At 60.5% G+C, this 22545-nt stretch carries 22 protein-coding genes and 1 pseudogene; 12 read left to right on the top strand and 11 right to left on the bottom strand.

Annotation, left to right across the window (positions count from 1 at the left end; all coding sequences use genetic code 11):
- Positions 1 to 115 precede the first annotated feature (115 nt).
- Positions 116 to 1297: an NO-inducible flavohemoprotein gene (gene hmpA / locus QMK54_RS04615; protein ID WP_110660127.1), complete on the bottom strand. Its 1182-nt coding sequence runs from the start codon at positions 1295 to 1297 to the stop codon at positions 116 to 118.
- Between the two features lie 156 nt (positions 1298 to 1453).
- On the opposite strand from hmpA, the gene norR reads away from it, so the two are divergent.
- From norR to QMK54_RS04590, 5 genes are all read left to right on the top strand, one after another.
- Entirely contained in the window at positions 1454 to 3004 is a 1551-nt protein-coding gene (norR, locus tag QMK54_RS04610; RefSeq protein WP_223589228.1) for a nitric oxide reductase transcriptional regulator NorR, read from the top strand.
- 272 nt (positions 3005 to 3276) lie between these two features.
- Positions 3277 to 4179 (top strand): chemotaxis protein CheV, encoded by a 903-nt coding sequence (locus QMK54_RS04605; protein WP_007970363.1) that lies wholly within the window; start codon positions 3277 to 3279, stop codon positions 4177 to 4179.
- A 27-nt stretch (positions 4180 to 4206) separates the two neighbouring features.
- Positions 4207 to 4665, top strand: coding sequence for a GNAT family N-acetyltransferase (locus tag QMK54_RS04600; RefSeq protein ID WP_320402888.1), 459 nt, complete (start codon positions 4207 to 4209; stop codon positions 4663 to 4665).
- A 171-nt stretch (positions 4666 to 4836) separates the two neighbouring features.
- The gene (locus tag QMK54_RS04595; protein ID WP_110659393.1) at positions 4837 to 5163 is read left to right on the top strand and encodes a hypothetical protein; all 327 of its coding nucleotides are present in this window, start codon (positions 4837 to 4839) and stop codon (positions 5161 to 5163) included.
- 83 nt (positions 5164 to 5246) lie between these two features.
- The gene (locus QMK54_RS04590) at positions 5247 to 5996 is read left to right on the top strand and encodes a YkgJ family cysteine cluster protein (protein ID WP_320402134.1); all 750 of its coding nucleotides are present in this window, start codon (positions 5247 to 5249) and stop codon (positions 5994 to 5996) included.
- A 144-nt stretch (positions 5997 to 6140) separates the two neighbouring features.
- Here the strand turns inward: QMK54_RS04590 and QMK54_RS04585 are convergent, their stop codons facing one another.
- Entirely contained in the window at positions 6141 to 6398 is a 258-nt protein-coding gene (locus QMK54_RS04585) for a hypothetical protein (protein WP_103394221.1), read from the bottom strand.
- Between the two features lie 194 nt (positions 6399 to 6592).
- Between QMK54_RS04585 and QMK54_RS04580 the strand changes: the two genes are divergently transcribed.
- Both QMK54_RS04580 and QMK54_RS04575 read left to right on the top strand, forming a co-directional pair.
- Complete coding sequence (locus QMK54_RS04580; protein WP_223589222.1) at positions 6593 to 7567, top strand: 2-hydroxyacid dehydrogenase; 975 nt, start codon at positions 6593 to 6595, stop codon at positions 7565 to 7567.
- Between the two features lie 195 nt (positions 7568 to 7762).
- Positions 7763 to 8272 (top strand): DUF2165 family protein, encoded by a 510-nt coding sequence (locus QMK54_RS04575; protein WP_110659396.1) that lies wholly within the window; start codon positions 7763 to 7765, stop codon positions 8270 to 8272.
- Positions 8273 to 8278: 6 nt separating this feature from the next.
- Here QMK54_RS04575 and QMK54_RS04570 read toward each other — a convergent pair whose 3' ends face one another.
- Positions 8279 to 9181 (bottom strand): DMT family transporter, encoded by a 903-nt coding sequence (locus QMK54_RS04570; protein WP_110659397.1) that lies wholly within the window; start codon positions 9179 to 9181, stop codon positions 8279 to 8281.
- Positions 9182 to 9319: 138 nt separating this feature from the next.
- Between QMK54_RS04570 and QMK54_RS04565 the strand changes: the two genes are divergently transcribed.
- Positions 9320 to 10198: an AraC family transcriptional regulator gene (locus tag QMK54_RS04565; RefSeq protein ID WP_320402133.1), complete on the top strand. Its 879-nt coding sequence runs from the start codon at positions 9320 to 9322 to the stop codon at positions 10196 to 10198.
- A gap of 127 nt (positions 10199 to 10325) precedes the next feature.
- Here the strand turns inward: QMK54_RS04565 and QMK54_RS04560 are convergent, their stop codons facing one another.
- The 5 genes from QMK54_RS04560 to QMK54_RS04540 form a co-directional block, all read right to left on the bottom strand.
- A complete protein-coding gene (locus QMK54_RS04560) occupies positions 10326 to 12755 on the bottom strand; it encodes a TonB-dependent receptor (RefSeq protein ID WP_320402132.1) in 2430 nt (809 codons plus the stop codon).
- Positions 12756 to 12971: 216 nt separating this feature from the next.
- Positions 12972 to 13961, bottom strand: a complete 990-nt coding sequence (locus QMK54_RS04555; RefSeq protein WP_320402131.1) for a FecR family protein — start codon at positions 13959 to 13961, stop codon at positions 12972 to 12974.
- The gene (locus tag QMK54_RS04550) at positions 13958 to 14530 is read right to left on the bottom strand and encodes an RNA polymerase sigma factor (protein WP_110659400.1); all 573 of its coding nucleotides are present in this window, start codon (positions 14528 to 14530) and stop codon (positions 13958 to 13960) included. The genes QMK54_RS04555 and QMK54_RS04550 overlap by 4 nt, the downstream gene beginning before the upstream one ends.
- 167 nt (positions 14531 to 14697) lie before the next feature.
- Positions 14698 to 15105, bottom strand: coding sequence for an HPF/RaiA family ribosome-associated protein (locus tag QMK54_RS04545; RefSeq protein ID WP_007970346.1), 408 nt, complete (start codon positions 15103 to 15105; stop codon positions 14698 to 14700).
- A gap of 214 nt (positions 15106 to 15319) precedes the next feature.
- Positions 15320 to 16267, bottom strand: a complete 948-nt coding sequence (locus tag QMK54_RS04540; RefSeq protein WP_110659401.1) for a LysR substrate-binding domain-containing protein — start codon at positions 16265 to 16267, stop codon at positions 15320 to 15322.
- A 135-nt stretch (positions 16268 to 16402) separates the two neighbouring features.
- Here QMK54_RS04540 and QMK54_RS04535 point away from each other — a divergent pair, with 135 nt between their 5' ends.
- Positions 16403 to 17779, top strand: a complete 1377-nt coding sequence (locus QMK54_RS04535) for an L-serine ammonia-lyase (protein ID WP_223589209.1) — start codon at positions 16403 to 16405, stop codon at positions 17777 to 17779.
- A 297-nt stretch (positions 17780 to 18076) separates the two neighbouring features.
- The gene (locus QMK54_RS04530) at positions 18077 to 18394 is read left to right on the top strand and encodes a DUF3509 domain-containing protein (protein WP_110659403.1); all 318 of its coding nucleotides are present in this window, start codon (positions 18077 to 18079) and stop codon (positions 18392 to 18394) included.
- Here the strand turns inward: QMK54_RS04530 and QMK54_RS04525 are convergent.
- On the bottom strand, positions 18391 to 18891 hold the full coding sequence (locus QMK54_RS04525; protein WP_008000650.1) for a phosphate-starvation-inducible protein PsiE: 501 nt from the start codon (positions 18889 to 18891) through the stop codon (positions 18391 to 18393). The two genes, QMK54_RS04530 and QMK54_RS04525, sit on opposite strands and share 4 nt — an antisense overlap.
- Positions 18892 to 19167: 276 nt before the next feature.
- Here QMK54_RS04525 and QMK54_RS04520 point away from each other — a divergent pair.
- Positions 19168 to 19407, top strand: a pseudogene (locus QMK54_RS04520) (YebG family protein); the annotation flags it as partial.
- A gap of 186 nt (positions 19408 to 19593) precedes the next feature.
- Here the strand turns inward: QMK54_RS04520 and QMK54_RS04515 are convergent.
- Positions 19594 to 20613, bottom strand: a complete 1020-nt coding sequence (locus tag QMK54_RS04515; RefSeq protein ID WP_110662878.1) for a Glu/Leu/Phe/Val dehydrogenase family protein — start codon at positions 20611 to 20613, stop codon at positions 19594 to 19596.
- Between the two features lie 183 nt (positions 20614 to 20796).
- Here QMK54_RS04515 and QMK54_RS04510 point away from each other — a divergent pair, with 183 nt between their 5' ends.
- Positions 20797 to 21600, top strand: a complete 804-nt coding sequence (locus QMK54_RS04510) for a SirB1 family protein (RefSeq protein WP_223589206.1) — start codon at positions 20797 to 20799, stop codon at positions 21598 to 21600.
- Positions 21601 to 21898: 298 nt separating this feature from the next.
- On the opposite strand, the gene maiA is transcribed toward QMK54_RS04510, so the two are convergent.
- Entirely contained in the window at positions 21899 to 22534 is a 636-nt protein-coding gene (maiA, locus tag QMK54_RS04505; protein ID WP_223589204.1) for a maleylacetoacetate isomerase, read from the bottom strand.
- Positions 22535 to 22545 lie beyond the last annotated feature (11 nt).

The following is a 22545-nucleotide window of genomic DNA, read 5'->3' as shown; positions in this document are numbered from 1 at the left end:
CCGAGGTGTGGCATTCGCGAGCAAGCCCGCTCCCACAGGAGGAACGCATTCCAAATTGTGGGGGCGGGCTTGCTCGCGAAGCAGGCGACTCGGTCTCCCGAGCCGCCGCAACCCCTTACTCCAGCGCCGCTGCCGGCCCGAAGAACTCATAACGGCTTTGCTTCTCCGGCACACCCAGCGCCTTCAGGTGGCGTTTGATCGCGGCCATGAAGCCTTTCGGCCCCAGGAAGTAAGCATCCACGTCACGCTGCTCCGGCAGCCATGCATGCAACTGCTGCTGGCTCAACATCCCGACCTTGTGCGCCACCGGGCTCACGCCGTCGTCTTCGGCATAGCAGTAGAAGCGCTTGAGTTGCGGGTGACGCTCGGCCAGGCCATCGATCCAGTCGCGGAAGGCATGCACGCTGCCATTGCGCGCGCAGTGGATAAAATGCACCGGCCGCCGGGTTTGCAGTGCCGCTTCGAGCATTGCCAGGGTCGGGGTGATGCCGACGCCGCCGCTGATCAGCACCAACGGCTTGTCGCTGGCGGTCAGGGTGAACTCGCCCGATGGCGGGAACAACTGGATGCTCGCCCCGACATGCAGCTGGTCATGCAGGTAGTTCGAGGCGCGGCCACCGGCTTCACGCTTGACGCTGATACGGTACTGGCCGTTGTTCGCCAGCGCCGACAGCGAGTAGTTACGGCGGATCTCTTCACCGTCGAGGATCAGTTTCATGCCGATGTACTGGCCGGGTTCTGCCACCAGGATCGGACCTTTGTCCGCAGGTTCAAAGTAGAACGAAGTGATCTCGGCGCTCTCCTCGACCTTGCCTGCCACGATGAATTCCCGCGCCCCGCGCCAGCCGCCCGGTGCCTGTTCCTTCTGGTCGTAGATGCTGGTTTCGGCGCCGATCAGGATGTCCGCCAGTTGGCCGTACGCCGCACCCCAGGCCGCGATCACTTCCGCGGTGGCGATCTCTTCGCCGAGCACTTCGGCGATGGCCCGCAGCAGGCAGGCGCCGACAATCGGGTAGTGCTCCGGCAGGATCTGCAGGGCCACGTGCTTGTTGATGATCTTGGCCACCAGGTCGCCCAACTGGTCGAGCTGGTCGATATGGCGCGCATACATCAATACACCGTTGGCCAAGGCTCGCGGCTGATCACCACTGGCCTGGTGGGCCTGATTGAACAACGGGCGGACTTGCGGGTATTCGGAGAGCATCATGCGGTAGAAGTGCGTGATCAGCGCCTCGCCACCGCTTTCGAGCAGCGGCACGGTGGATTTGACGATGGCACGGTCTTGAGCGCTCAGCATAAGGTGACTCCTGGTCTTCTTGGGTTGCTAACGGATTGCCCTATGCTTATCAGCTTACGTGCCAACTATTTAATTCTTATAAATCAATATGTTAAAAACTTAATAGTCATATAGACAGCGCCTGCTTTATAGTCATACCGACTACATGGAGTCACTATGACTGCAAAATCCCTGCTCACTGCCCTGCTGCCCCTGGTCTCCGATCTGTCCCGCGAACTGCCCGAGGGCGAGCGTTATCGCCGCCTGCTGGAAGCAATGCGCGCCCTGCTCCCATGCGACGCCGCCGCCCTCCTGCGCCTTGATGGTGAATGGCTGGTGCCACTGGCCGTCGACGGCCTGAGTACCGACACCCTCGGTCGGCGCTTCAAGGTCAGCGAGCACCCACGTTTCGAAGCGCTGCTCAGCGGCCCCGGCCCGACCCGATTCGCTGCCGACAGCGACTTGCCAGACCCCTATGACGGCCTGGTCGATGGCCTGGATGATCATCTGGAAGTTCACGACTGCATGGGTTGCCCCTTGTTCATCGACGAGCGCCCATGGGGTCTGCTGACCCTCGACGCCCTCGATCCGGAGCGCTTCGAACCGATCGAACTGGATGCCCTGCAAGCCTTCGCCAGCCTCGCGGCCGCCACGGTCAACGCCGCCGAGCGCATCGAGCGCTTGAACATCCGGGTCGAAGATGAACATCAACGCGCCGAGGTCTACCGCCAGGCCAGCGGCCAGCAGAATCGCGAGATGATTGGCCAGAGCAAGGCCCATAAAAGGCTGGTCGAAGAAATCCGCCTGGTGGGCGGCAGCGACCTGACCGTGTTGATCACGGGTGAAACCGGGGTCGGCAAGGAGTTGGTGGCCCAGGCCATCCATGCCGCCTCGCCCCGCGCCGACAAGCCGATCATCAGCCTCAACTGCGCCGCGCTGCCCGATACCCTGGTGGAAAGCGAGTTGTTCGGCCATGTCCGCGGCGCCTTTACCGGGGCGATGAACGACCGCCGTGGCAAGTTCGAGCTGGCCAATGGCGGCACGCTGTTTCTCGATGAAGTCGGTGAGTTGTCGCTGACCGTGCAGGCCAAGTTGCTGCGGGTGCTGCAGAGCGGCCAGCTGCAGCGACTGGGTTCGGACAAGGAGCATCAGGTCGACGTGCGTCTGATCGCGGCGACCAACCGCGACCTCGCCGAAGAAGTGCGCAGCGGCCGCTACCGCGCCGACTTCTATCACCGCCTCAGTGTTTACCCGCTGCTGGTCCCGGCCCTGCGCGATCGCGGGCGCGATGTGCTGCTGCTCAGCGGTTATTTCCTGGAGCAGAACCGCTCGCGCATGGGCCTCAACAGCCTGCGCCTGAACAGCGATGCCCAAGCCGCGCTGCTGGCCTACGACTGGCCCGGCAACGTGCGCGAGCTGGAACACCTGATCGGCCGTAGCGCCTTGAAAGCCCTGGGCAACTGCAAGGAACGGCCGAAGATTCTCAGCCTGAGCGCCGCCGACCTGGACTTGCCCGACGCCAGCGTTGAAACCACTGCCGAGCAACCCGTCGCCGCCGTTACGCCAATGGTGACCGGCGACTTGCGCGAGGCCACCGAGCATTATCAGCGCCAATTGATCGGTGCCTGCCTGGAACGGCACAACAACAACTGGGCAAGCGCGGCCCGTGAGCTAGGCTTGGATCGGGCGAACCTGGGGCGGATGGCCAAGCGGTTGGGGATGAAATAGCGTCGCTATAGGGTGAGTGAAGTCTTTGTGGCGAGGGGGCTTGCCCCCGTTGGGTCGCGAAGCGGCCCCAGCTTTCCACCAATCAAACCGAATCGCCGGATTTACGACCGCTTCGCGGCCGAACGGGGGCAAGCCCCCTCGCCACAATGGTCCACCGTTTGACCCAAGATCGGTATTGCCCCTAAAGCCTGCCCCCGACAAGTCGATAACCCGGCATCGAAGTCATTGGCGATCCTGTGATCGCCCGCCACCTTTTTCCAGAGAAGGTTCATATGTCCTCCACCAAAGCCCGCGCAGACTCACTTTCGCTTCTGCTGTTTACCTTGCGCAGCGGCAAGCTGATGGCAATCAACCTGCTCAAGGTCAGTGAAATCATTCCCTGCCCGCCGCTGACCCGGCTGCCGGAGTCGCACCCCCACGTCAAAGGCATCGCCACCCTGCGCGGTGCCTCGCTGTCGGTGATCGACCTCAGCCGCGCCATTGGCGAGCGCCCGCTGGAAGACCCGAACGGCGGCTGCCTGATCGTCACCGACGTCAGCCGCTCCAAGCAGGGCCTGCACGTGCAGGCCGTGAGCAAGATCGTCCATTGCCTGACCACCGACATTCGCCCGCCGCCCTTCGGCTCCGGTGGCTTGCGCGCCTACATCACCGGTGTGACGTCGGTCGATGGCACCCTGGTGCAAGTGCTGGACATCGAAAAAGTCATCCACGGCATCGCCCCGGCGCAAATCGAAATGGCCCCGACCGAACTGAGCATGGAAGACGCCGAACTGCTCGGCAACGCGCGCATCCTGGTGGTCGATGACAGCCAGGTGGCCTTGCAGCAATCGGTGCACACCCTGCGTAACCTCGGCCTGCAATGCCATACGGCCCGCAGCGCCAAGGAAGCCATCGACTGCCTGCTGGACCTGCAAGGCACCGCGCAGCAGATCAACCTGATCGTCTCGGACATCGAAATGTCGGAGATGGACGGCTACGCCTTCACCCGTACCCTGCGGGAAACTCCGGATTTCGCCCATCTATATGTACTGCTGCACACCTCGCTGGACAGTGCGATGAACGCCGAGAAAGCACGATTGGCAGGGGCGAACGCGGTGCTGACCAAGTTCTCTTCGCCGGAATTGACCCAGTGCCTGATCACCGCGGCCAAGGCTGTCGCCGAACAGGGTTATTGAGTGTTGAACGAAGAATTCTGCTGGCTGATGCGGCGCGACCTTTCTGTCGTCGTGCCGCCTCCCGATTGGCCGGTTGGCCTGCAACTGAGCAAATACCGCCCCGAACTGTCCACCGCCGTGCACCGGCTGATGGAGTTCGGTTATCTCGACGGTGGTGGTCGTGTCGCCGCGCTGGAGATGTGGCAACGGCAGTTCGAAACCGATCCGGAATATGACCCGGCCCTGTGCTTGATTGCCCAGGATGCCGGAGAAGTGGTGGGCGTGTGTCAGTGCTGGACCAGTGCCTATATCAAGAACCTGGTGGTGCACCCGCGGTTTCAGGGACGAGGGTTGGGGCGTGCATTGTTGTTGCAGGCATTCATGCTGTTCCAGCAGCGGCGTGAGGGTTTCGTGGACCTCAAGGTCCGTGAAGACAATCTTCGGGCGCGGCGCTTGTATGAAAGCGTCGGGATGTATGCGGTCCGCCGGGAGCCGGTTCCGCTCTGATACCGCCTTCGCGAGCAAGCCCGCTCCCACAGGTTACCCGTCGTACACAAAATCTGTGGCCACACTCGACCACTGTGGGAGCGGGCTTGCTCGCGAAGAGGCTGACACAACCACCACAAAACCTTCAGGCATACTCCTGCCTTGGCCATTCAGCCCAAGGAAGCCTGAACAATGAAAGCAGCAACCCTGACTATTCTCTGCCTCACCGCCCTCGCCACCCAGGCCCACGCCTCCAGCCCCGACGCCTGGGCCGCCTACGACAAAGCCGTACTCGCCAGTTGCACCAAGGCCAGCGGCCTGAAGGATGCCAAACCCGTGGGCAACGCCGCGCAGTTCGATGACCGGGTCGGCTACACCGCGCTGCTGCTCCATGGCCAGTACCCGCAAAAACACATGAAAGGCGCCCAAGGCACCGAACTGTGCCTCTACAACAAAAAGAGCAAAACCGCGTACGTCACCGAATGGGACTCCATCCGCACGGCCGGCAAGTCCAACTGAGTGGCGCATAACTTGCTTCGATAGCGGCTTTCGTGGCGGCATTCTGTCGCCATTTTATTCCCTGTGATGCGAATCAACACTCAATGAATACGAGGTTTTCCTGCGTAGGCTGCGGCAAATGCTGCAACGACCACCATGTACCCCTGACCCTGAGCGAAGCCCGGATGTGGGCAGCCGACGGAGGTCAGGTGATCGTGCTGGTGGAGGCGTTTCTGGACAACGGCCTGGGCCTGCCGGTGCACCAACGGGAACACGCCGAACGCCGTTCGACGGCGGTGTGCAGCGGCGGATCCAAGGCGTATGTGGCCATCACCTTCGCCGCCTACAATGTCGGCCCCTGCCGAAATCTTGACGAAGACAACCTCTGCCGAATCTACGAACGCCGGCCGTTGGTATGCCGCATCTATCCGATGGAAATCAATCCGCACATACCTCTGAACACAGCCGTGAAGGAATGTCCGCCTGAGTCGTGGGAAACAGGGCCGGAGCTGATCGTCGGCGGCAATCTGGTCGACCGGGAGTTATCGGAACTGATCCAGCGCTCCCGCCAGGCGGATCGCGATGACATTCAGACCAAGGATGCGATTTGCGCCTTGCTGGGCATTCGCACGACAGCCCTGAAGGGGGACGGCTTTACCGCTTATCTGCCGGATATGGTGGAGTTCGCCACGATCGTCGATGAACTGGCGGGACAAACTTTGCCTGAGTGGGGCAGCGAATGGCTGTTTCATGTGTCGGGGGACGATATTGCCGGGCAAGTGCTGGACGCAGGTGCACAAGTGGCGACGGATGCGCCGGCGAATTACTCGTTTATATCGTTGCGGGCGGTTTGATTCGGGATTTGCAGTGTTTATGCCGGCTCCTTCGCGAGCAAGCCCGCTCCCACAGGGGACCGCGTTCTTTCATGAGAATGCGATCAGATGTGGGAGCGGACTTGCTCGCGAAGACGGCAGATCAGACGCCGCGGTGATAAAAACTCAGCGCTTGCCCATCGACCGACGCGTCCCCGGCGGTGCCATGCCCGGCGTCTTGGTGTGGCCGTTCTTGGCACCGTTCTTGTACCACGGCTGGTTGGAGCCCTTGGCGGCTGCCAGCTCACCCGGCTTGAAGGGGAACTTGAACGCCGGGATCTCGGCTTTGGTTTCGCTGTCGGCGCTGGAGTCGACGCTGTCTGGCAGCTCTGCCTGCACGTCGCTCAGGGCGTCGGCGACCGGCGGTTGTTTCGGGGAAGTCATGAAAGCTCCGGGTGGTGCATGAAGTGTCGGGCCCGGTGAGCGAGCCGCATGTCACAGTATAAGAAGTGCCGCAGTATAACTGGATGACGCCCCGCAAGCTGCAAGCTTGCATTGACCGCCTGACGACTCGCACAAATCCCGTGAAGAATGTTAGCGTGCTCATCATTCTTCACCGCCCGACGAGCCCGCCCCTCATGAAAAAGACTGTCCTGGCATTCAGCCGCGTCACCCCGGAAATGGTCGAACGCCTGCAACAAGACTTCGACGTCATCGTGCCGAATCCGAAAAACGGCGACATCAGCGCCCAATTCAACGAAGCCCTGCCCCACGCCCACGGCCTGATCGGTGTCGGTCGTAAACTCGGCCGCGCTCAATTGGAAAACGCCACCAGCCTGGAAGTGGTGTCCAGTGTCTCGGTGGGCTACGACAACTATGACCTCGCCTACTTCAACGAACGCGGGATCATGCTGACCAACACGCCGGATGTGCTCACCGAAAGCACCGCCGACCTGGCGTTTGCGCTATTGATGAGCAGTGCGCGTCGCGTCGCCGAACTGGATGCCTGGACCAAGGCCGGGCAATGGCAAGCCACTGTCGGTGCGCCGTTGTTCGGTTGTGACGTGCATGGCAAGACGCTGGGCATCGTCGGCATGGGCAACATCGGTGCCGCCATTGCCCGACGCGGTCGACTGGGGTTCAACATGCCGGTCATCTATAGCGGCAATAGCCGCAAGACCGGGCTGGAACAGGAACTCGGCGCGCAATACCGCAGCCTCGATCAGTTGCTGGCCGAGGCCGATTTCGTCTGCCTGGTGGTCCCGCTCAGCGAACAGACCAAACACCTCATCAGCCATCGCGAACTGGCGTTGATGAAGCCGAGCGCCATTCTGGTGAACATCGCCCGTGGTCCGGTAGTCGATGAGCCGGCATTGATCGAAGCGCTGCAAAACAACCGCATTCGTGGTGCCGGGCTGGACGTGTACGAAAAAGAACCGCTGGCCGAGTCACCCCTGTTCCAGCTGAAAAACGCCGTGACCTTGCCGCACATCGGCTCGGCCACCCATGAGACCCGCGATGCCATGGCCAACCGTGCCCTGGCTAACTTGCGCAGTGCCTTGTTGGGTGAGCGACCGCAGGATCTGGTCAATCCGCAGGTGTGGAAAGTCTGATTGAACAATGGCACGTCATCATTGGCGTGCCACTTTATATAAAACCTGCAAAGTATCTACCTTAAGCAACTTTCCACCAACCCCTTATAACAAGCGACATAACTCGCAAAGCACTCTTTACCCCCACTGCATCTAAACAGCTATAAACTCCGAAAAACAAGAACGTATCAACCGTACATTCGGAGAGCATCCTGCATGAGCTATTTCACCACTTCCTGCATGGTAAGACGGAGCAAATTAATAGTTATCTTCATGGCGGCACTATTCGGTACAACGACACTTATCAACAATATTACCGACTACAGTGCATACGCCGAATATATCGGTCGAATCATCAGCATGAGCGACACCGTCGACAATGACTCCCGCCGATACCGCGCCATCAGCTCACCCCTGTTTCATCACCGCTTTTACTGGGCACTGATCACACTCGAGACCATGTACACATGCAGTTTCATAGTTGGATTTTATCAACTATATCGTAAACTCGATGCATCACGCAGCGAGTTCTACGAAGCCAAGAAATTTGCCATAAGCGGTTTTATTACAGCCATTTTTACGTATCAGACTTTTTACATCATCATACTAAACGAATGGTTTGACTTAGAGTACTCCAAACAGGCCAATGCCCTTTACTGGGCACAAATCCAAATTGAATACATGTTCTTCGGCATTATCTATTTGTTGGCGGCAAGGGATACCTGAACAGCTTCACGCCAACTTTCCCGCCACCGGACCGGCACTCGCCCTGGGCTTGCGAAACACCAGCACATTACCCAACATGACCATTACCAGCCCCGCCAGTGCCGGAGCGGTCCACTGGTAACCTTCGGCAAACGCCGAGACATTCAGCGCCACCACCGGAAACAGTACCGTGCAATAGGCCGCGCGCTCCGGCCCCATGCGACCGACCAAAGTCAGGTAGGCAGTAAAACCGATCACCGACCCCGGAATCACCAGGTACAACAGTGACCCGATGTAACGCACGCTCATTTCCATGTCGAAGGGAATGCCTTTGACCAGGCACCACACCGAGAGCATTGCCGCCCCGTAGGCCATGCCCCAGGCATTGGTGGTCAACGGCTTGAGACCGGCCTTCTGTTGCAGGCTCGACAGCATGTTACCCGCAGAGAAACACAAGGTGCCGCACAGGGCCAGGCCCAGGCCAAGCAAGGTTTCCGGGCTGGCGGTATGCCCAGCCAGTTCCGGCCAGAACAGCAGGCCCAGCCCAAGCAAGCCCAACGCACCACCCATCAGCACATTGCGGGCGATTTTCTGGCCGAAGAACACCCGCGCATTGAGGGCATTCCACAGCGTCGCGGTGGAAAACACCACGGCCACCAGGCCGCTGGGAATCCACTGGCTCGCGGTGAGGAAGCACATGAAGTTGACACAGAACAGGCACAGGCCCTGAGCCAGGCAGATCAGGTGCCCGCGACGATTCATCACTTGCAGGCGCCGGCTGAGCAGCAGGATCACGAACAACACCAACGCGGCGAGGCCAAAGCGGTAGACGATCGACACGGGAATCGCGACCACGCCCAGCTGCCATTTCAAGGCAATCCAGGTGGTTCCCCAGATCAGCACGGTCAGCAAATACAAAGAAAGGTTCATGGCAAAGGCTCCTCGACAGGTGCCCAGTGTCCCGCGTCGCGCCTTCGCGCACTTGCATAAACTTGCGCTTTTGTCTGGCGACTGGCTGGCAGGGGAACGTCTACGGAGTAGGATGCAAGGCGTTAGAGAGAACCGATCATGGCCGCACTGGACAACCTACAAGTCTTTCAAGCCCTCAACCGCTCGCCGAACGCTCGCCTCGAGCACAGCGCCGAGCTCGGTGACGGCTTGTCTGCAGCCTTGTGGAGCAATCACCACGACGCCCAGGAATACGAAGCGCCCAGCCACCACACGTTGTCCTGTTACATTGCCGGCGGCACCGGCACCTTTCGCCGTGACCAGCCCGGCAACAAGGGAGGGCCGGACAAACTGTGCATCCTGCCGGCCGACCATCAGTCAGGCTGGGTGATCAATGGCGACATTCGCCTGGCACACCTGTACTTCAGCCCCGAACAATTTGCCCTCGGTTGCGTCACCCTGCTCGATCGCGAGCCACGGCAAATGCAGCTACGCGAGCAGACCTTTCTCGACGATCCGCAACAGGCGTTGCGCTTTCGGCAGTTGATCGCCCTGAACTGGGACGAACCGGGCGAGCGTCTGCTCACCAGCAGCCTGGCTCACGAATTGCTCAGCCATGCCCTGCTCAGTCAGGTCAATGCGCGGCAAGACCTGCGCCTTAAAGGTGGGTTGGCCGCGTATCAGCGTCGGCATCTGGTGGAGTACATCGACAGCCATCTGGACGAAACCATCAGCCTTGGTCAGTTGGCGGCTTTGTGCGCGTTGTCGGAATACCACTTCGCACGGATGTTCCGCGAAACTTTTGGCTTGCCGCCCCATCAGTATGTGCTGGCACGGCGCCTGAACCGCGCGCGGGAGTTGCTGCGCACGACCTCACAACCGCTGGGGGAGATTGCACTGGCCTGCGGTTTTTCCAGCGCCAGCCACTTCACCAACCGCTTTCGCCAGGCCCTGGGTGGAACGCCCGGCGAGTATCGACAGGCATTTTTTTTGCGCTAGGCCCGGGAACTTCGGCGCCACACTTGCCGCCTTCGCGAGCAAGCCAGCTCCCACAATTTGATCTGCGTGCGACGCGGGCCAATGTGGGAGCGGGCTTGCTCGCGAAGAACGATGACACGGTCTACCGTCAAAACTCCAAGGTGCTGGACAACGTCACCTGCCGCGAATCCCCCATCGACACAAAGAACCGGCTCGCCGCCGAGGTGTAGTAAGTGCGGTCAAACAGGTTCTTCACATTGAGCTGGAACTTGACCTTCTGCCCTTCGACCCTGGTGTCGTAGGTGGCGAACGCATCGGCCACGGTGTAGCTCGGCAGGTCGAAATCGTTCACCGCGTTGCCCGCGCGCTCCCCCACATAACGCGCCCCGGCGCCGACCCGCAACTGGTCGCCACCGACAATCGTGCCGAAGTCGTATACAGCCGACAGCGAGCCGCTGTTCTTCGCCACGTTTTGCAGTTGATTGCCTTTGTAATCAGGATCTTCGGTGACCTCGGCATCGGTGTAGGCATAGCTGCCGATCATGCTCCAGCGATCCGTCAACTGACCGCTCAGGTCCACTTCCAGGCCACGGGAACGCACTTCGCCGGCGGCACTGTAAATCGTGGTCGGGCCTTCGGCGTTGGCCACCAGCACGTTGCGCTTCTTGATGTCGAACAGCGCAATGTTGCCGGTGACGCGCCCCGGCAGATCCAGCTTGGCACCCAGCTCCCAGGACTTGGCCTCTTCCGGCGCGATGCCGCCGTCAAGCACGGTGCTGCTGCCGCTCAACGGCGCGATGGTCGAGTTGGGCTTGAACGACTCGGTGTAGCTGCCGTAGAACGACACGGCATCGGTGTACTTGTACACAAGGCCCGCGCGCGGCACCCATTTCTGCCCGTTGCTGTCGGTGTTGGCGTGGAACGGCACGCCTTTGCCGGCGTACTGGTCGTAAGTCTGGAAGCGCGCACCGGCCACAAGTATCCACTGGTCGGTGAGGTGGATGGAGTCCTGTAGGAAGATCGAATCGCTGCGCAGTTCATCGGTCTGCGCGCTGTCGGGAGCGCTGACAGTGGTGCCCGGCACTTCCTGGCCATAGATCGGGTTCACGTAGCTGAACTGGGTGCGGCTTTTCTGGCGGATCAGGTCTTCGCGGTAGATCTTGCGGTATTCGTCGTCGATGCCGAACAGCAGGTCGTGCTGCATGCCCAGCACATTGACGTTGCCTTCCAGACTGGCAGTGGTGAAACGATCGGTGCTGATCGCGTTCTGCGTGCCGTCCATGCTGCGGATCAGGGTGCCCTTCTTGGTGTCGATGGCGGTCACGCGGACCTGACTGGCGTCGTAGGTCTCGCGGTTCCAGCTGTAGCCGAAATGGGCTTTCCAGTTGTCGTTGAGTTCGTGATCGGCTTCGAAGTGATAGAGGTCCGAACGCCCCTCCATGTTGTTGAACGGCTCGTCGAGACGCTCGTTGCGCGAGATGTCCAGCGGATGGTTGGTCCGTGGATCGATCAACGTGCCGCGGTCGAACGGCGTGAGGAATTCGCGGTGCTCATAGGCGAACAGCAACTGGGTGCTTTCGCCGTACCAGGCCAGCGACGGCGCAATCAGGCTCTCGCGATGCACACCGAAGTTGCGCCAGTAATCTTCGTCTTCGTAGTCCAGCACCATGCGATAGGCCAGCCCGGAATCGCCGAGGGCCCCAGTGCTGTCGAAACCGCCGCCGCTGCCGTTCTTGCCATCGCCATAGCTCGAACCCCGCGCAGTCAGTGCGTTGTAATGCTCAAGCTCGGGCTTCTTGCTGACCATATTGACCACGCCACCCGGATCCTGGATGCCGTAGAGCAACGAAGCCGGGCCCTTGAGCACTTCGACCCGGTCGACGCTCGCATTGAGGCCACGGCCCTGCACGATCGGCATGCCGTCGCGCATGATCGAGCCATTGCGGTTGTCGCCAAACCCACGGACCATCACCGAGTCCTGGGTGCTGCCCAGGGTGTTGGCCTGGGTGATGCCGCTGACATTGGCCAGGGCGTCATCGAGATTGCGCGGCGCCTGGTCGCGGATGACCTGGGCCGGGACGACGTTGATGGTCTGCGGGATTTCCTGAATCGGGGCCGAGGAGCGCATCACCGAAGAGGTCGGTGGCGGCTGGTAACTCATGGACTCATCCATCACCGAGGTGATGGTGGTTGCGCCCAGGTTCAAGGCGCCTTCGGTCGGTCGCGGCTCCAGTGCAATGGTGTGGCCGTCGGTGCGGCGGAACGTCAAGCCCGAACCGGTGAGCAGACGTTGCAGCGCCTGTTCGGCACTCATCTGGCCATTGACCGCCGGTGCATTGAGGCCGTACGGCGCTTCATCGGTGTAGACGACGCTGATGCCGGTCACCCGGCTGAAATCACTCAAGGCCTGGGGCAGCGGTTTGGCGGTCAGGGAAAAACTGAATTGCCCACGTGGCTGGCTGTTACCGGTCTCTGCGGCTAGCGCCACGCTCAGCGGCAGCAACGCCAATGCCGAAAAACTCAACGCAGACACACCCAACCATTGTTTGACCGAACCCGATTTTGCCCTGGACTTCATTGCTCATGACCTGTGTAGAACCGCAACGGATGCGAATGACTCGCAGTTTCAGTCAGTACACGGATGGCAATCGGGTTTACCTCATCACATTTTGAAAATATTTTTCATCAGCTTTATGTGGTGTTTGAACTGGCCCCTTCGCGAGCAAGCCCGCTCCCACATTTGGAATGCATTCCTCCTGTGGGAGCGGGCTTGCTCGCGAAGGGGCCGGTAGCCTTAACGCAGAATAATCAGATGCCCCAACACCTGATGCTGCTCAAACCCCAACACCCCCTGCAACGAACTCAACACCGCCTGCGGGTTCCGGCTCGGAAAGCTGCCACTGACCCGGCGGGCCGCCAGTTCATCATTGAGCAGCACGATCCGCCCGGGGTAATAGCGGCTCAGGTCATTCACCACATCGGCCAGCGTCGCCTTGTAGTAATTGAGCCAGCCCTGGCGCCATGCCAACTGCGCTTCGCTGTCCACCGCGTGGAGTTTTTCCGCCGAGCCTGCGCCGTAGGCCACTTGCTGGCCAGCGCTGAGAATTTGCTGTTCGCCGTCCTGGCCCGCCGTCACGCCAACCCGTCCCGACAACACCGTGACCTGCGCGCCATGGGGCTGCAAACGGACTTCGAATTGCGTGCCCAGGACCCGCGCCTGGCCCTTCTCGGCGTCCACCACAAATGGCTCGCCGGTGTGGGTGACGCTGAAGAATCCGGCGCCGCGACGCAGTTGCACATGCCGTTCGCCGCGACTGAAATCCACGGCGATGGCACTGTCGGCATCCAGTGTCACCTGGGATTTATCGGCCAGGGTGACGGTGCGGATTTCCCCCGGTGCCGAGACGTAGTCCGCCCCCAGGTCATCGATCCAGCGCATTGGCTGCCAGCCTGTGCCGAGACTGATCATCAACAGCAGACACGCAGCCATCGCCAGCGCACCCGACCAGCGCCCGACCGTGCTGCGCCGCGACCTGTCCATGGCGTTGAGATAGCCCTGCAAGGCAAAGGCGTCTTCATCGGCAAGCGTGCGCGCTGGCCCTTCGCTCAGCTCCCACAGAACCTGCGCCCGGGCATAGGCCTCGGCATGGGCGGGGTCGGCTTGCAACCACTGGCTGAACGTCGCCTGGTCACCGCTGCTTGGCTGGTCATGCAACAGACTCAGCCAGGCCAGCGCGGCCTGCTCCTGAGCGGGCGTCGGAATGACGCTTTCGAAGTTGTTCACGGTGCTTTCCCTGGCGTACGCGTTTCGGCTTCCCGAAGGCTGGCCTTGCAGGCTTCGAGGGCGCGCATCATATGTTTTTCCACGGCACTTTGGGACAAACCCATGGCCTTGGCGATCTCGGCGTATTTACGGCCGTGAATGCGATTGAGCAAAAAGATCTGCCGCGTGCGTTCCGGCAGCGCGCGCAACGCGGCTTCAACGTGACGCAAATCATTGCCCGCCTCCAGTGCCGCTTGCGGGCCGCTGCCGTGGCTGTCCGGCGGTTCGACCATCAAGCCTTCACTGGCGCGGACGCGCGTGCCTTCACTGCGCAAATGGTCGATGGCGATGTTACCAGCGCAGCGCAGCAGGTAAGTGCTGAGCTCCTCGACCTGCACCAGCGGCCGCCGCCAGAATCGCAGGAACAAGTCCTGTACCAGATCAGCCGCCGTCGCCCGGCAACCGACGCGACGATTCACCAACGCCTCCATTTGCGCACGCTGGGAGAGAAAGACCTGGAGAAAATGCGCACGGTCGCCGCGGTGTTGATCGCGTTCGATATCGTGGGGCTCGGGGGGCAGAGTGATCATCGTTCACGTTTCGACCTGAAAACCGGTGAAGCCACGACAGCGTCAGGGGGCCGGAAAGGTCGCAATATTAATGATAAATATTCTCATATGCAAAAGGGTCGGGCGAAAACAAAACGGGCCTGCAATGCAGGCCCGTTCTCATGGGAAGGTAAAAAGTGAATCAGGTGTCAGCCGTTAAGCGCCGCCTGTTCGTTTTCCAGAAACTCTTCTTCCAGCAGCTGGTCGGCATGGGCGCCACTCTCGATGGGCACCACATTGGCTCGTTTGCCGCGTAACTTGCCGAACATATGCTCCAGCGCATGTTCAAGTTTGGTGGCCGCTCCGTCGATCGCCTGCTCCATGGTGGAGGCTTTATGGGTGACGGAAACCGGTTGATGGCCTTTTGGCCGCGCCTCCAGTTGGCAGCGCATGTCATGGGGACCGGGCTTGTCGCCGTTCTCGTCCCGCAGGTGAACCTCGACGCGTGTCAGGTCCTCTTCGTAGCGTTCGAGCGTGCTCTCAATGGTCGTACGTACCCACTCCTCCAGTCGTTTACTGCCTTGAATATGGTTATCGCTATTGACTTGGATTTGCATAGTTCATCCCTTATTTCAGCTAGCTCGCGAGAGGCCGGTCAGCTAAGCCCTTGGGCGTCATCACCGTGACCTCTTACTTACACAATCGGTCTGTACGCTGAACAATTCAACCCCCAAAAAAAGATAAATTTTCAATCGTAAAAAAAGCCGGACAACCGGCAAAAGCGCTGTTAAGGTCGGGAGTTGGGTCGCCCTGCTCTTACGTAATAATTGCTCACATTTGCCGCTCCCCCAACGGGTGCAGGCTGCGAAAAGCAGCCGCCTCCTCCACCAACCAATCGTGCACTGCGCGCACACCCGGATGGCTCAACGCCCCCGGTGCGTACAGCAGCATGTAGCGCTTGTGATTGGGCACCGCCAGGCCGAAAGGCACGATCAAGGCCCCGCGTTCCAACTCATCGTTGAGCAGCGTTCGCCGGGCAATCGCCACCCCCATTCCGGCAATGGCCGCTTCGATCGTCAGGTGATTGCGATTGAAAGTATGCCCGCGCCGCACATCCGCGCCCTCGAAGCCAATGGCATCGAGGTAAAACTCCCACTCCGCGTACTCGTAGCTGCCGCGCCAGGCGGTGATGTCGTGCAGCAAGGGAAAGTGCATCAGGTCTGCCGGACCATGCAGCGGCGGACGCCCACGCAACAGGCTCGGCGCGCACACCGGAAAAATCTGCTCATCGAGCAAGGCTGTGGATAACAGGCCCGGGTAGCTGCCATCGTTGAGGTCGATCGCCAGGTCGAAATCCCCTTCATGCAAGGGCACGCTGCTGTCCTCGGCCACCAGGCGCAACTGGATGTCTGGAAAACGCTGTTGCAAACGCGGCAGGCGCGGCGTCAGCCATTTGCTCAGGAACGACGGAATCGAACGCACCCGCAGAATCCCGCTGATCATGCCCGCGTCGAGTCGGCGCAATTCCGCGTCGATGCTGCCAAAGGCCTCGTTGACGGTAATGGCCAGGCGCTGGCCCTCGGCACTCAATTCCACTCCGCGAGCGCGGCGATGAAACAGGCGAAAGCCCAGGCGCTCTTCCAGCTGGCGGATCTGCTGGCTGACCGCTCCCGGTGTGATGTGCAGTTCTTCGGCGCAGCGGGTGAACGACAGGTGCCGCGCGGCACAGGCAAACACGTTCAGCCAGACATAGGTCTGGCCGTGTAATGGACGGCTCATCGTTTAGTCCTGCTAAAGGATGTCTTAGGAAGTTTCGTTGGTCACGTAGGACCTTGACGGTCAGTATCGTCCATATTGCGCTTGTCCTACAAAAATGGCGGCGATTCCTCTTCCATTGCTTGTATAGGCTTTAGCATGGCTATCAGTGTTTTCGATCTCTTCAAAGTCGGCATCGGTCCGTCCAGTTCCCATACCGTCGGTCCGATGCGTGCCGCCGCAACTTTTGCCCGGCAGCTGGTCGAGCAGGGTTTGCTGGCTGACGTGCGACGCGTGGAGATTCGCCTCTACGGCTCTCTGTCGGCGACCGGCGTCGGCCACGCAACGGACCGCGCCTGCGTCATGGGCCTGATGGGCGAATGGCCCGACAGCATCGATCCCACCACCATCGACAGCCGAATCAACACCCTGCGCGAAACCGCTCAGTTGCCTCTGGCAGGCGTTACGGACATTGCCTTCGACTGGCAACGCGATCTCCTGCTGCTCGACGAGAGTCTGCCCTACCACCCCAACGCCATGTGCCTGACAGCCTTCGGCGAATCCGGTGAACTGTTCGAGCAAACCTACTACTCGGTGGGTGGCGGTTTCATCATCGAAGCGGCCGAAGCCGAGTCCGGTATCGCACCGGCTGGCGAAGTGGTGCTGCCTTACGACTTTTCCAGCGCCGCCGAACTGCTCAAGTTGTGCAACGAGCACGGGCTGCGGGTGAGTGAACTGATGATGGCCAATGAACGGGCATGGCGTAGTGATGCCGAGATCCGCCAGGGCCTGCTGCATATCTGGTCGGTGATGCGTGAGTGTGTCGAGCAAGGCTTGCGCCACGAAGGCATTCTGCCCGGCGGTCTGAATGTTCCACGCCGAGCGGCGAAACTGCATCGCAGTCTGCAGGAAATCGGCAAGCCGAATGTCATCACCTCGACCTTGTCTGCAATGGAATGGGTCAACCTGTACGCGCTGGCGGTCAACGAAGAAAACGCAGCCGGCGGGCGCATGGTCACGGCGCCGACCAACGGCGCGGCGGGGATCATTCCGGCCGTGCTGCACTACTACATGAAATTCAATGCCGAGGCATCTGACGACGACGTCGTCGCGTTCTTTCTGGGCGCCGCTGCCGTCGGCATCCTGTGCAAGAAAAACGCATCGATTTCCGGGGCCGAAGTTGGCTGCCAGGGCGAAGTCGGCTCCGCCTGCGCCATGGCCGCCGCAGGCCTGGCAGAAGTGCTTGGCGCCACCCCGGAGCAGTTGGAAAACGCCGCTGAAATCGGCCTGGAACACAATCTCGGCCTCACCTGCGACCCGGTTGGCGGACTGGTTCAGGTGCCCTGCATCGAACGCAACGCGATCGCTGCCGTGAAAGCCATCAACGCCACACAAATGGCCCTGCGCGGCGACGGCCAGCACTTCATCTCCCTGGATCGGGTGATCCGCACCATGCGCGACACCGGCGCCGACATGCACGACAAGTACAAGGAAACGTCACGGGGCGGACTGGCGGTGAACTGGGTGGAATGCTGACCGTTTTGGTTGCACGCCCGCCGTTATTGCCCTGAAACGTGCAGAAAACACGGCCCCCTGTAGGAGCGAGCCTGCTCGCGAAAAACCCTCAGGCGCCGCAAACCATCTGGTTTGACGCGTTATCGTTCACGACCATCGCGAGCAAGCTCGCTCCTACAAACGTGTTTTTTTGTCGGCATGCCCCTTGCTACATCCTGATTGGAACAATGATGACGAGATGGCCGGTGGTCTGGCATTGCGAACCAACCCGATCACGGCCGGTCAACAACTGCACGTTCAATCAGGCGGTGACGCATCATGGACAACCCTTTCCAGCTCATTACCGATGCCTTTGCAGCGGATTACCAGATCAACCTGAGCATCCAGGGCCTGGATGGCAACATCATGCTGACCCTTTCCAACAGTGGCCGCATAGTGGCCAAACGCATGATCAGCGCCGAACAACGCAATGACCCGCAACGTCTCAAGCGTCTGGTGCAAAGCATTCAATTCGGCATTGCCATCGAACAAGGCCACAGCGCCGTGGCCATCCTCGAAGCCATGACCGATGACGGCACGCGAAGCCTGCCGCCACCATCCGCCAAAGGCCGTCCCCGACCCACCATGGGGCTTTAAAGCTCGCCCTTTTCTACTTCCGGATGTTCACTGGAGCCCGCACCGGTCTTGCGGTGCGGGTTCTCGATCTTCACCGAAGGAAATTGTGACGAAGCGTAACGCACCACCAGGATCGCAAACGCCAGCAGCAGAATCCCGCCGCACAGGTAGATGATCCCAAGGTCCGGCGGATTGTGGTGCGACACGTTGGAAATCAGCAGCCGCGTCAGCGCGGTGATCGCCACGTAGATCAGGAAACGCACTGGCATGTGGTTGGTCTTGAAGTAAATCCCGACCATGGCCCCCAGTTCCAGGTAGATGAACAGCAGCAAGATGTCATCGATCTTGATGTGCCCCTCTTCGATCATGCCAAGAAACTCCATCACCGCCGCCCACGCGGTCACCGCACCGATGGCGAACAGCGCCAGGTAGTGAAAGGTTTCGACGAACAGATTGCCCAGCGACTCGGCCAGTTCATGCACGTTCTGCCGCAGTTTTTCGGCCCAGTTGATTTTCACGATGATGCTTCCTTAGGTCGGCTAGACCGGATGATGCGGGTTGGACGTGACGGTTCTTCTGCATGCAGAAAAAAGGCCAGCCCATGATGGCGAGCCGCCCTGGATTACGCGCCGTGGCGTTTGGTCGCACCTGTGCAGCGCCTCACCTGACAAATGTCGAAACCGGTCTACATTAAAAAGCCACTACCCAAATGACAGGGTTTCGCTTATCCTTTAGCTGTATATAGATACAGTAGTCGAAAACGACAACCAATGTGAAGGCATGTGAGGTGGTGAATGGCCGTCGAAGTGGTATACCGCAGCAGCCGAGATCTGGAGCGCTTGTTCATGGATAAAGCCGAAGCTGACCGTCATGACAAAATGCTCGAACTGGCCGAGTTGCTGGCTGAAGTGTTGCAAAAAGCCGTTCCGTCCCTGACCGAGCAGCAAGTGGAAGAAGCCGGGATCTACATGGCGAAGAATCGCGATGTGTTCGCCAAGGCGTTCAAGAGCCAACCGGACGCCCTGTCCGAACTGCTCAGCGCACCGGTTGAAGTCGCAGAACCTGTTGCAGCGGTCGAGGTCGTTGAAGCCGCTGAGCCGATCGCCCCGGCCAAGCCTGCCAAGGCTCCCAAAGCCGCCAAGTAAGCAAAAAGCAAATTGAACAGGCCCTGAGTCGAATGGCTCAGGGCCTTTTTCATGCCTGTGGAAAACCCAGCGGATTCACCGGTACAACACTTTCTCCGCCAACTCATTCGCCACTCGTGCCGGGGAGCGTTTTTCCGCCTGGGCGTGGGCGAACACCTCGGTCAGGCGCGAGCTGATTTTCGACAGGTGCGCGGTGATGGTCGACAGTTCTTCGCCACGGTGCTTGAGCGACACGTAGATCAGCCCGCCAGCGTTGATCACGTAATCCGGTGCGTACAGGATGCCGCGACGTTCCAGCTGGTCGGCGACGTCCAGGTGCGTCAGTTGATTGTTCGCCGAGCCGGCCACCGCCGAGCAGCGCAATTGCGCTACGGTATGACTGTTGAGTACACCGCCCAACCCACAAGGCGCGAGGATGTCGCACGGCGTGCTGAGCAGCGCATCGTTGGCAATCGGGTGCGCGCCGAGTTGCTCCATGGCCAGTTGCACCTTGCCGTGATCGATGTCGCTGACCAGCAGTTCGGCACCGGCGGCGTGCAGTTGTTCGGCCAAGGCATAGCCGACATTGCCCAGGCCCTGGATAGCCACGCGCAGACCTTCGAGGTTATCGCTGCCGAGGCGGGCCATGGCGGTGCTGCGGATTCCGGTGAACACGCCCATCGCCGCGTGCGGCGCAGGGTCCCCCGCCGAGGTGGTGCTGGTGACGTGCTGGGTCCGTTGGGCGATGCAATCCATGTCTGCCACGGAAGTGCCACTGTCGATGGCCGTGATGTAGCGACCTTCGAGCTGTTCAATGCAGCGTCCGAAGGCTTCGAACAGCGCCGCGCGGTTTTCCACATGGGCCGGTCGCACGATCACCGCCACGCCGCCGCCCTGGGCCAGGCCGGCCAGCGCTGCTTTGTAGCTCATGCCTTGGGCCAGGCGCACAGCGTCCTCGACCGCGGATTCGTCGTTGGGGTAGGCAAGGTAACGACACCCGCCCAGGGCAGGCCCCAGTCGGCTGTTATGAATGGCAATGACCGCCTTCAACCCGGTGACCGAGTCAACGCTCAGATGCAGCGATTCAAGGCGAGTACTTTGCATGAGAGCGAACATCGTAAGGCTCCCGAATCACTTCTTGTAGACGCCAGTATAGGCTTGCGCCCAAAAATTGCAGAAGCGCACAGGAATAAGCGCAGCCACGAAACAGGCTTTCGGAAATAACCTGTATTCGCCTTGGCGCGGTACTGGACGAATGCCGGAGAGGGGGCTAAAACGAGGCATTGCCCGGAGATTTCGATGACCCCGCGCCAATCGTTTTTCGCCTGCCTGCAACGTTCACCGCCCGCGCTGTTCGAGGCGGCGCTATGGATTGCGGTCGAACATGACAGCGAAGTGAAGCCGCAAGCGCTGTTGGCCGATTTCCAGACTCTGCAACAACGGGTCAGCGGCGGTTTGCCGATGTTGCCGGTCAGCGAACTGGCCCAGCCGCTGCTGCGGCGCATGAACGACCTTGGCTTCGCCCAGGACGACTTCACACCCTTGCGCCCGCAAGTGGCACTGCTCGACAAAGTACTGGAACGCCGACGAGGGCAACCCTTGACGCTGGGGCTGATTGCACTGGAATTGGCCAGGGGCCTGGAGATTCCGATGGTCGGGGTCAACTTCCCCGGGCATTTCCTGCTGCGGGTACCGGGCGCCGACCACTTGCTTGATCCCTGCGGCGGTCGTCGCCTCTATCCGAACGATTGCCGGGAATTGTTGCACCGCCAGTACGGCCCGAACATGAAGCTCAGCGCCGAGCACCTGGAAACCGCCGAACCGGTGCAGATGCTGCAACGGCTGTCGCGCAACCTGCGTCAGTTGTACCTGTCCCACGACGATTTCATCAATGCGTTGATCGACGCCGATCGCGTCCTGGAACTGGGCAACGCCAGTACCGCCGACTACCTGGCCCGGGCCAGCCTGTACCAACGGCTGGACTGCCCGAACGCCGAGCGTTTCGACCTTGAGCATGCGCTGCTGCTCAGCGACGACCCGATCCAGCGTATTCGCCTGACGGATCGGCTGGGGCATCTGCCGCCGAACGCCATCGTTCACTGATCACGGCTCCCACCTTTTTTTTGCGCCGTGACGAATATTTGTGCGCACCACTAAAACCTGTGGGAGCGGGCTTGCTCGCGAAAGCGGTGTGTCAGCCACATTATTGTTGACTGACACGCCCTCTTCGCGAGCAAGCCCGCTCCCACCTTTGTTTTGCGCCGTGACGAGTATTTGTGCGCACCACTAAAACCTGTGGGAGCGGGCTTGCTCGCGAAAGCGGTGTGTCAGCCGCATTATTGTTGACTGACACGCCCTCTTCGCGAGCAAGCCCGCTCCCACATTGGGATAGTGTGAGTGGTTATGGCGTGTCTGGCTGGTTCGCCGGATGCGCCTTGATGAATGCCGGATGCGTTGCCGCCAATGCCGCCACTCGGCGGATTCGCGGGTAAGCCTCCAGGGAAACGTTGAACCGCTCGGCCGCGTACAGTTGCGGAATCAGGTAGACGTCCGCCAACCCAGGCTCAGGGCCGAAGCAGTAAGCGTCATCACCGATCAACTGTTCCACCGTCGCCAGCCCCTGGCCGATCCAATGGCCGATCCACTCCACCACCTGCGGTTCGTCGTGGCCCGACTGGCGCAACCGGTTGAGCACGCTGACGTTGTGCAGCGGGTGTACATCGCAGCCGATCACCGCCGCCACGCCGCGCTCGTGAGCGCGGGCAGCCAGGTCTTTGGACAGCAGTGGCACCTGTGGATAACGTTCCTCCAGGTATTCGATGATCGCGGGAGACTGGATCAGCAACTCGCCTTCATCGGTGCGCAAGGCCGGCACGCGGCCCTGCGGGTTGATGCCCAGATAAGGCGGCTGCCGATGCTCGCCGCCCTGCGGCGCGATCAGGTTGACGGGCAAGGATTGATAATCCAGGCCCTTGAGCGCCAACGCGATACGCACCCGGTACGACGAAGTCGAACGGTAGTAGGTATAGAGTTCCATGCCCTGCTCCT

This window comes from Pseudomonas sp. P5_109 (genome assembly GCF_034009455.1).
Classification (GTDB): domain Bacteria; phylum Pseudomonadota; class Gammaproteobacteria; order Pseudomonadales; family Pseudomonadaceae; genus Aquipseudomonas.
Note: the sequence above shows the minus strand (reverse complement) of the source record. Positions and strands in the feature narration are given on the sequence as shown.

What these genes read in the sequence shown, in the direction of transcription:
- QMK54_RS04510 (WP_223589206.1), top strand. Translation starts at nt 20,797, where the DNA reads ATGACCCCGCGCCAATCGTTTTTCGCCTGCCTGCAACGTTCACCGCCC.
- hmpA (WP_110660127.1), bottom strand. Translation starts at nt 1,297, where the DNA reads ATGCTGAGCGCTCAAGACCGTGCCATCGTCAAATCCACCGTGCCGCTG.
- norR (WP_223589228.1), top strand. Translation starts at nt 1,454, where the DNA reads ATGACTGCAAAATCCCTGCTCACTGCCCTGCTGCCCCTGGTCTCCGAT.
- QMK54_RS04530 (WP_110659403.1), top strand. Translation starts at nt 18,077, where the DNA reads ATGGACAACCCTTTCCAGCTCATTACCGATGCCTTTGCAGCGGATTAC.
- QMK54_RS04560 (WP_320402132.1), bottom strand. Translation starts at nt 12,755, where the DNA reads ATGAAGTCCAGGGCAAAATCGGGTTCGGTCAAACAATGGTTGGGTGTG.
- QMK54_RS04595 (WP_110659393.1), top strand. Translation starts at nt 4,837, where the DNA reads ATGAAAGCAGCAACCCTGACTATTCTCTGCCTCACCGCCCTCGCCACC.
- QMK54_RS04575 (WP_110659396.1), top strand. Translation starts at nt 7,763, where the DNA reads ATGAGCTATTTCACCACTTCCTGCATGGTAAGACGGAGCAAATTAATA.
- QMK54_RS04515 (WP_110662878.1), bottom strand. Translation starts at nt 20,613, where the DNA reads ATGTTCGCTCTCATGCAAAGTACTCGCCTTGAATCGCTGCATCTGAGC.
- QMK54_RS04545 (WP_007970346.1), bottom strand. Translation starts at nt 15,105, where the DNA reads ATGCAAATCCAAGTCAATAGCGATAACCATATTCAAGGCAGTAAACGA.
- QMK54_RS04535 (WP_223589209.1), top strand. Translation starts at nt 16,403, where the DNA reads ATGGCTATCAGTGTTTTCGATCTCTTCAAAGTCGGCATCGGTCCGTCC.
- QMK54_RS04590 (WP_320402134.1), top strand. Translation starts at nt 5,247, where the DNA reads ATGAATACGAGGTTTTCCTGCGTAGGCTGCGGCAAATGCTGCAACGAC.
- maiA (WP_223589204.1), bottom strand. Translation starts at nt 22,534, where the DNA reads ATGGAACTCTATACCTACTACCGTTCGACTTCGTCGTACCGGGTGCGT.
- QMK54_RS04540 (WP_110659401.1), bottom strand. Translation starts at nt 16,267, where the DNA reads ATGAGCCGTCCATTACACGGCCAGACCTATGTCTGGCTGAACGTGTTT.
- QMK54_RS04570 (WP_110659397.1), bottom strand. Translation starts at nt 9,181, where the DNA reads ATGAACCTTTCTTTGTATTTGCTGACCGTGCTGATCTGGGGAACCACC.
- QMK54_RS04565 (WP_320402133.1), top strand. Translation starts at nt 9,320, where the DNA reads ATGGCCGCACTGGACAACCTACAAGTCTTTCAAGCCCTCAACCGCTCG.
- QMK54_RS04580 (WP_223589222.1), top strand. Translation starts at nt 6,593, where the DNA reads ATGAAAAAGACTGTCCTGGCATTCAGCCGCGTCACCCCGGAAATGGTC.
- QMK54_RS04550 (WP_110659400.1), bottom strand. Translation starts at nt 14,530, where the DNA reads ATGATCACTCTGCCCCCCGAGCCCCACGATATCGAACGCGATCAACAC.
- QMK54_RS04600 (WP_320402888.1), top strand. Translation starts at nt 4,207, where the DNA reads ATGCGGCGCGACCTTTCTGTCGTCGTGCCGCCTCCCGATTGGCCGGTT.
- QMK54_RS04585 (WP_103394221.1), bottom strand. Translation starts at nt 6,398, where the DNA reads ATGACTTCCCCGAAACAACCGCCGGTCGCCGACGCCCTGAGCGACGTG.
- QMK54_RS04605 (WP_007970363.1), top strand. Translation starts at nt 3,277, where the DNA reads ATGTCCTCCACCAAAGCCCGCGCAGACTCACTTTCGCTTCTGCTGTTT.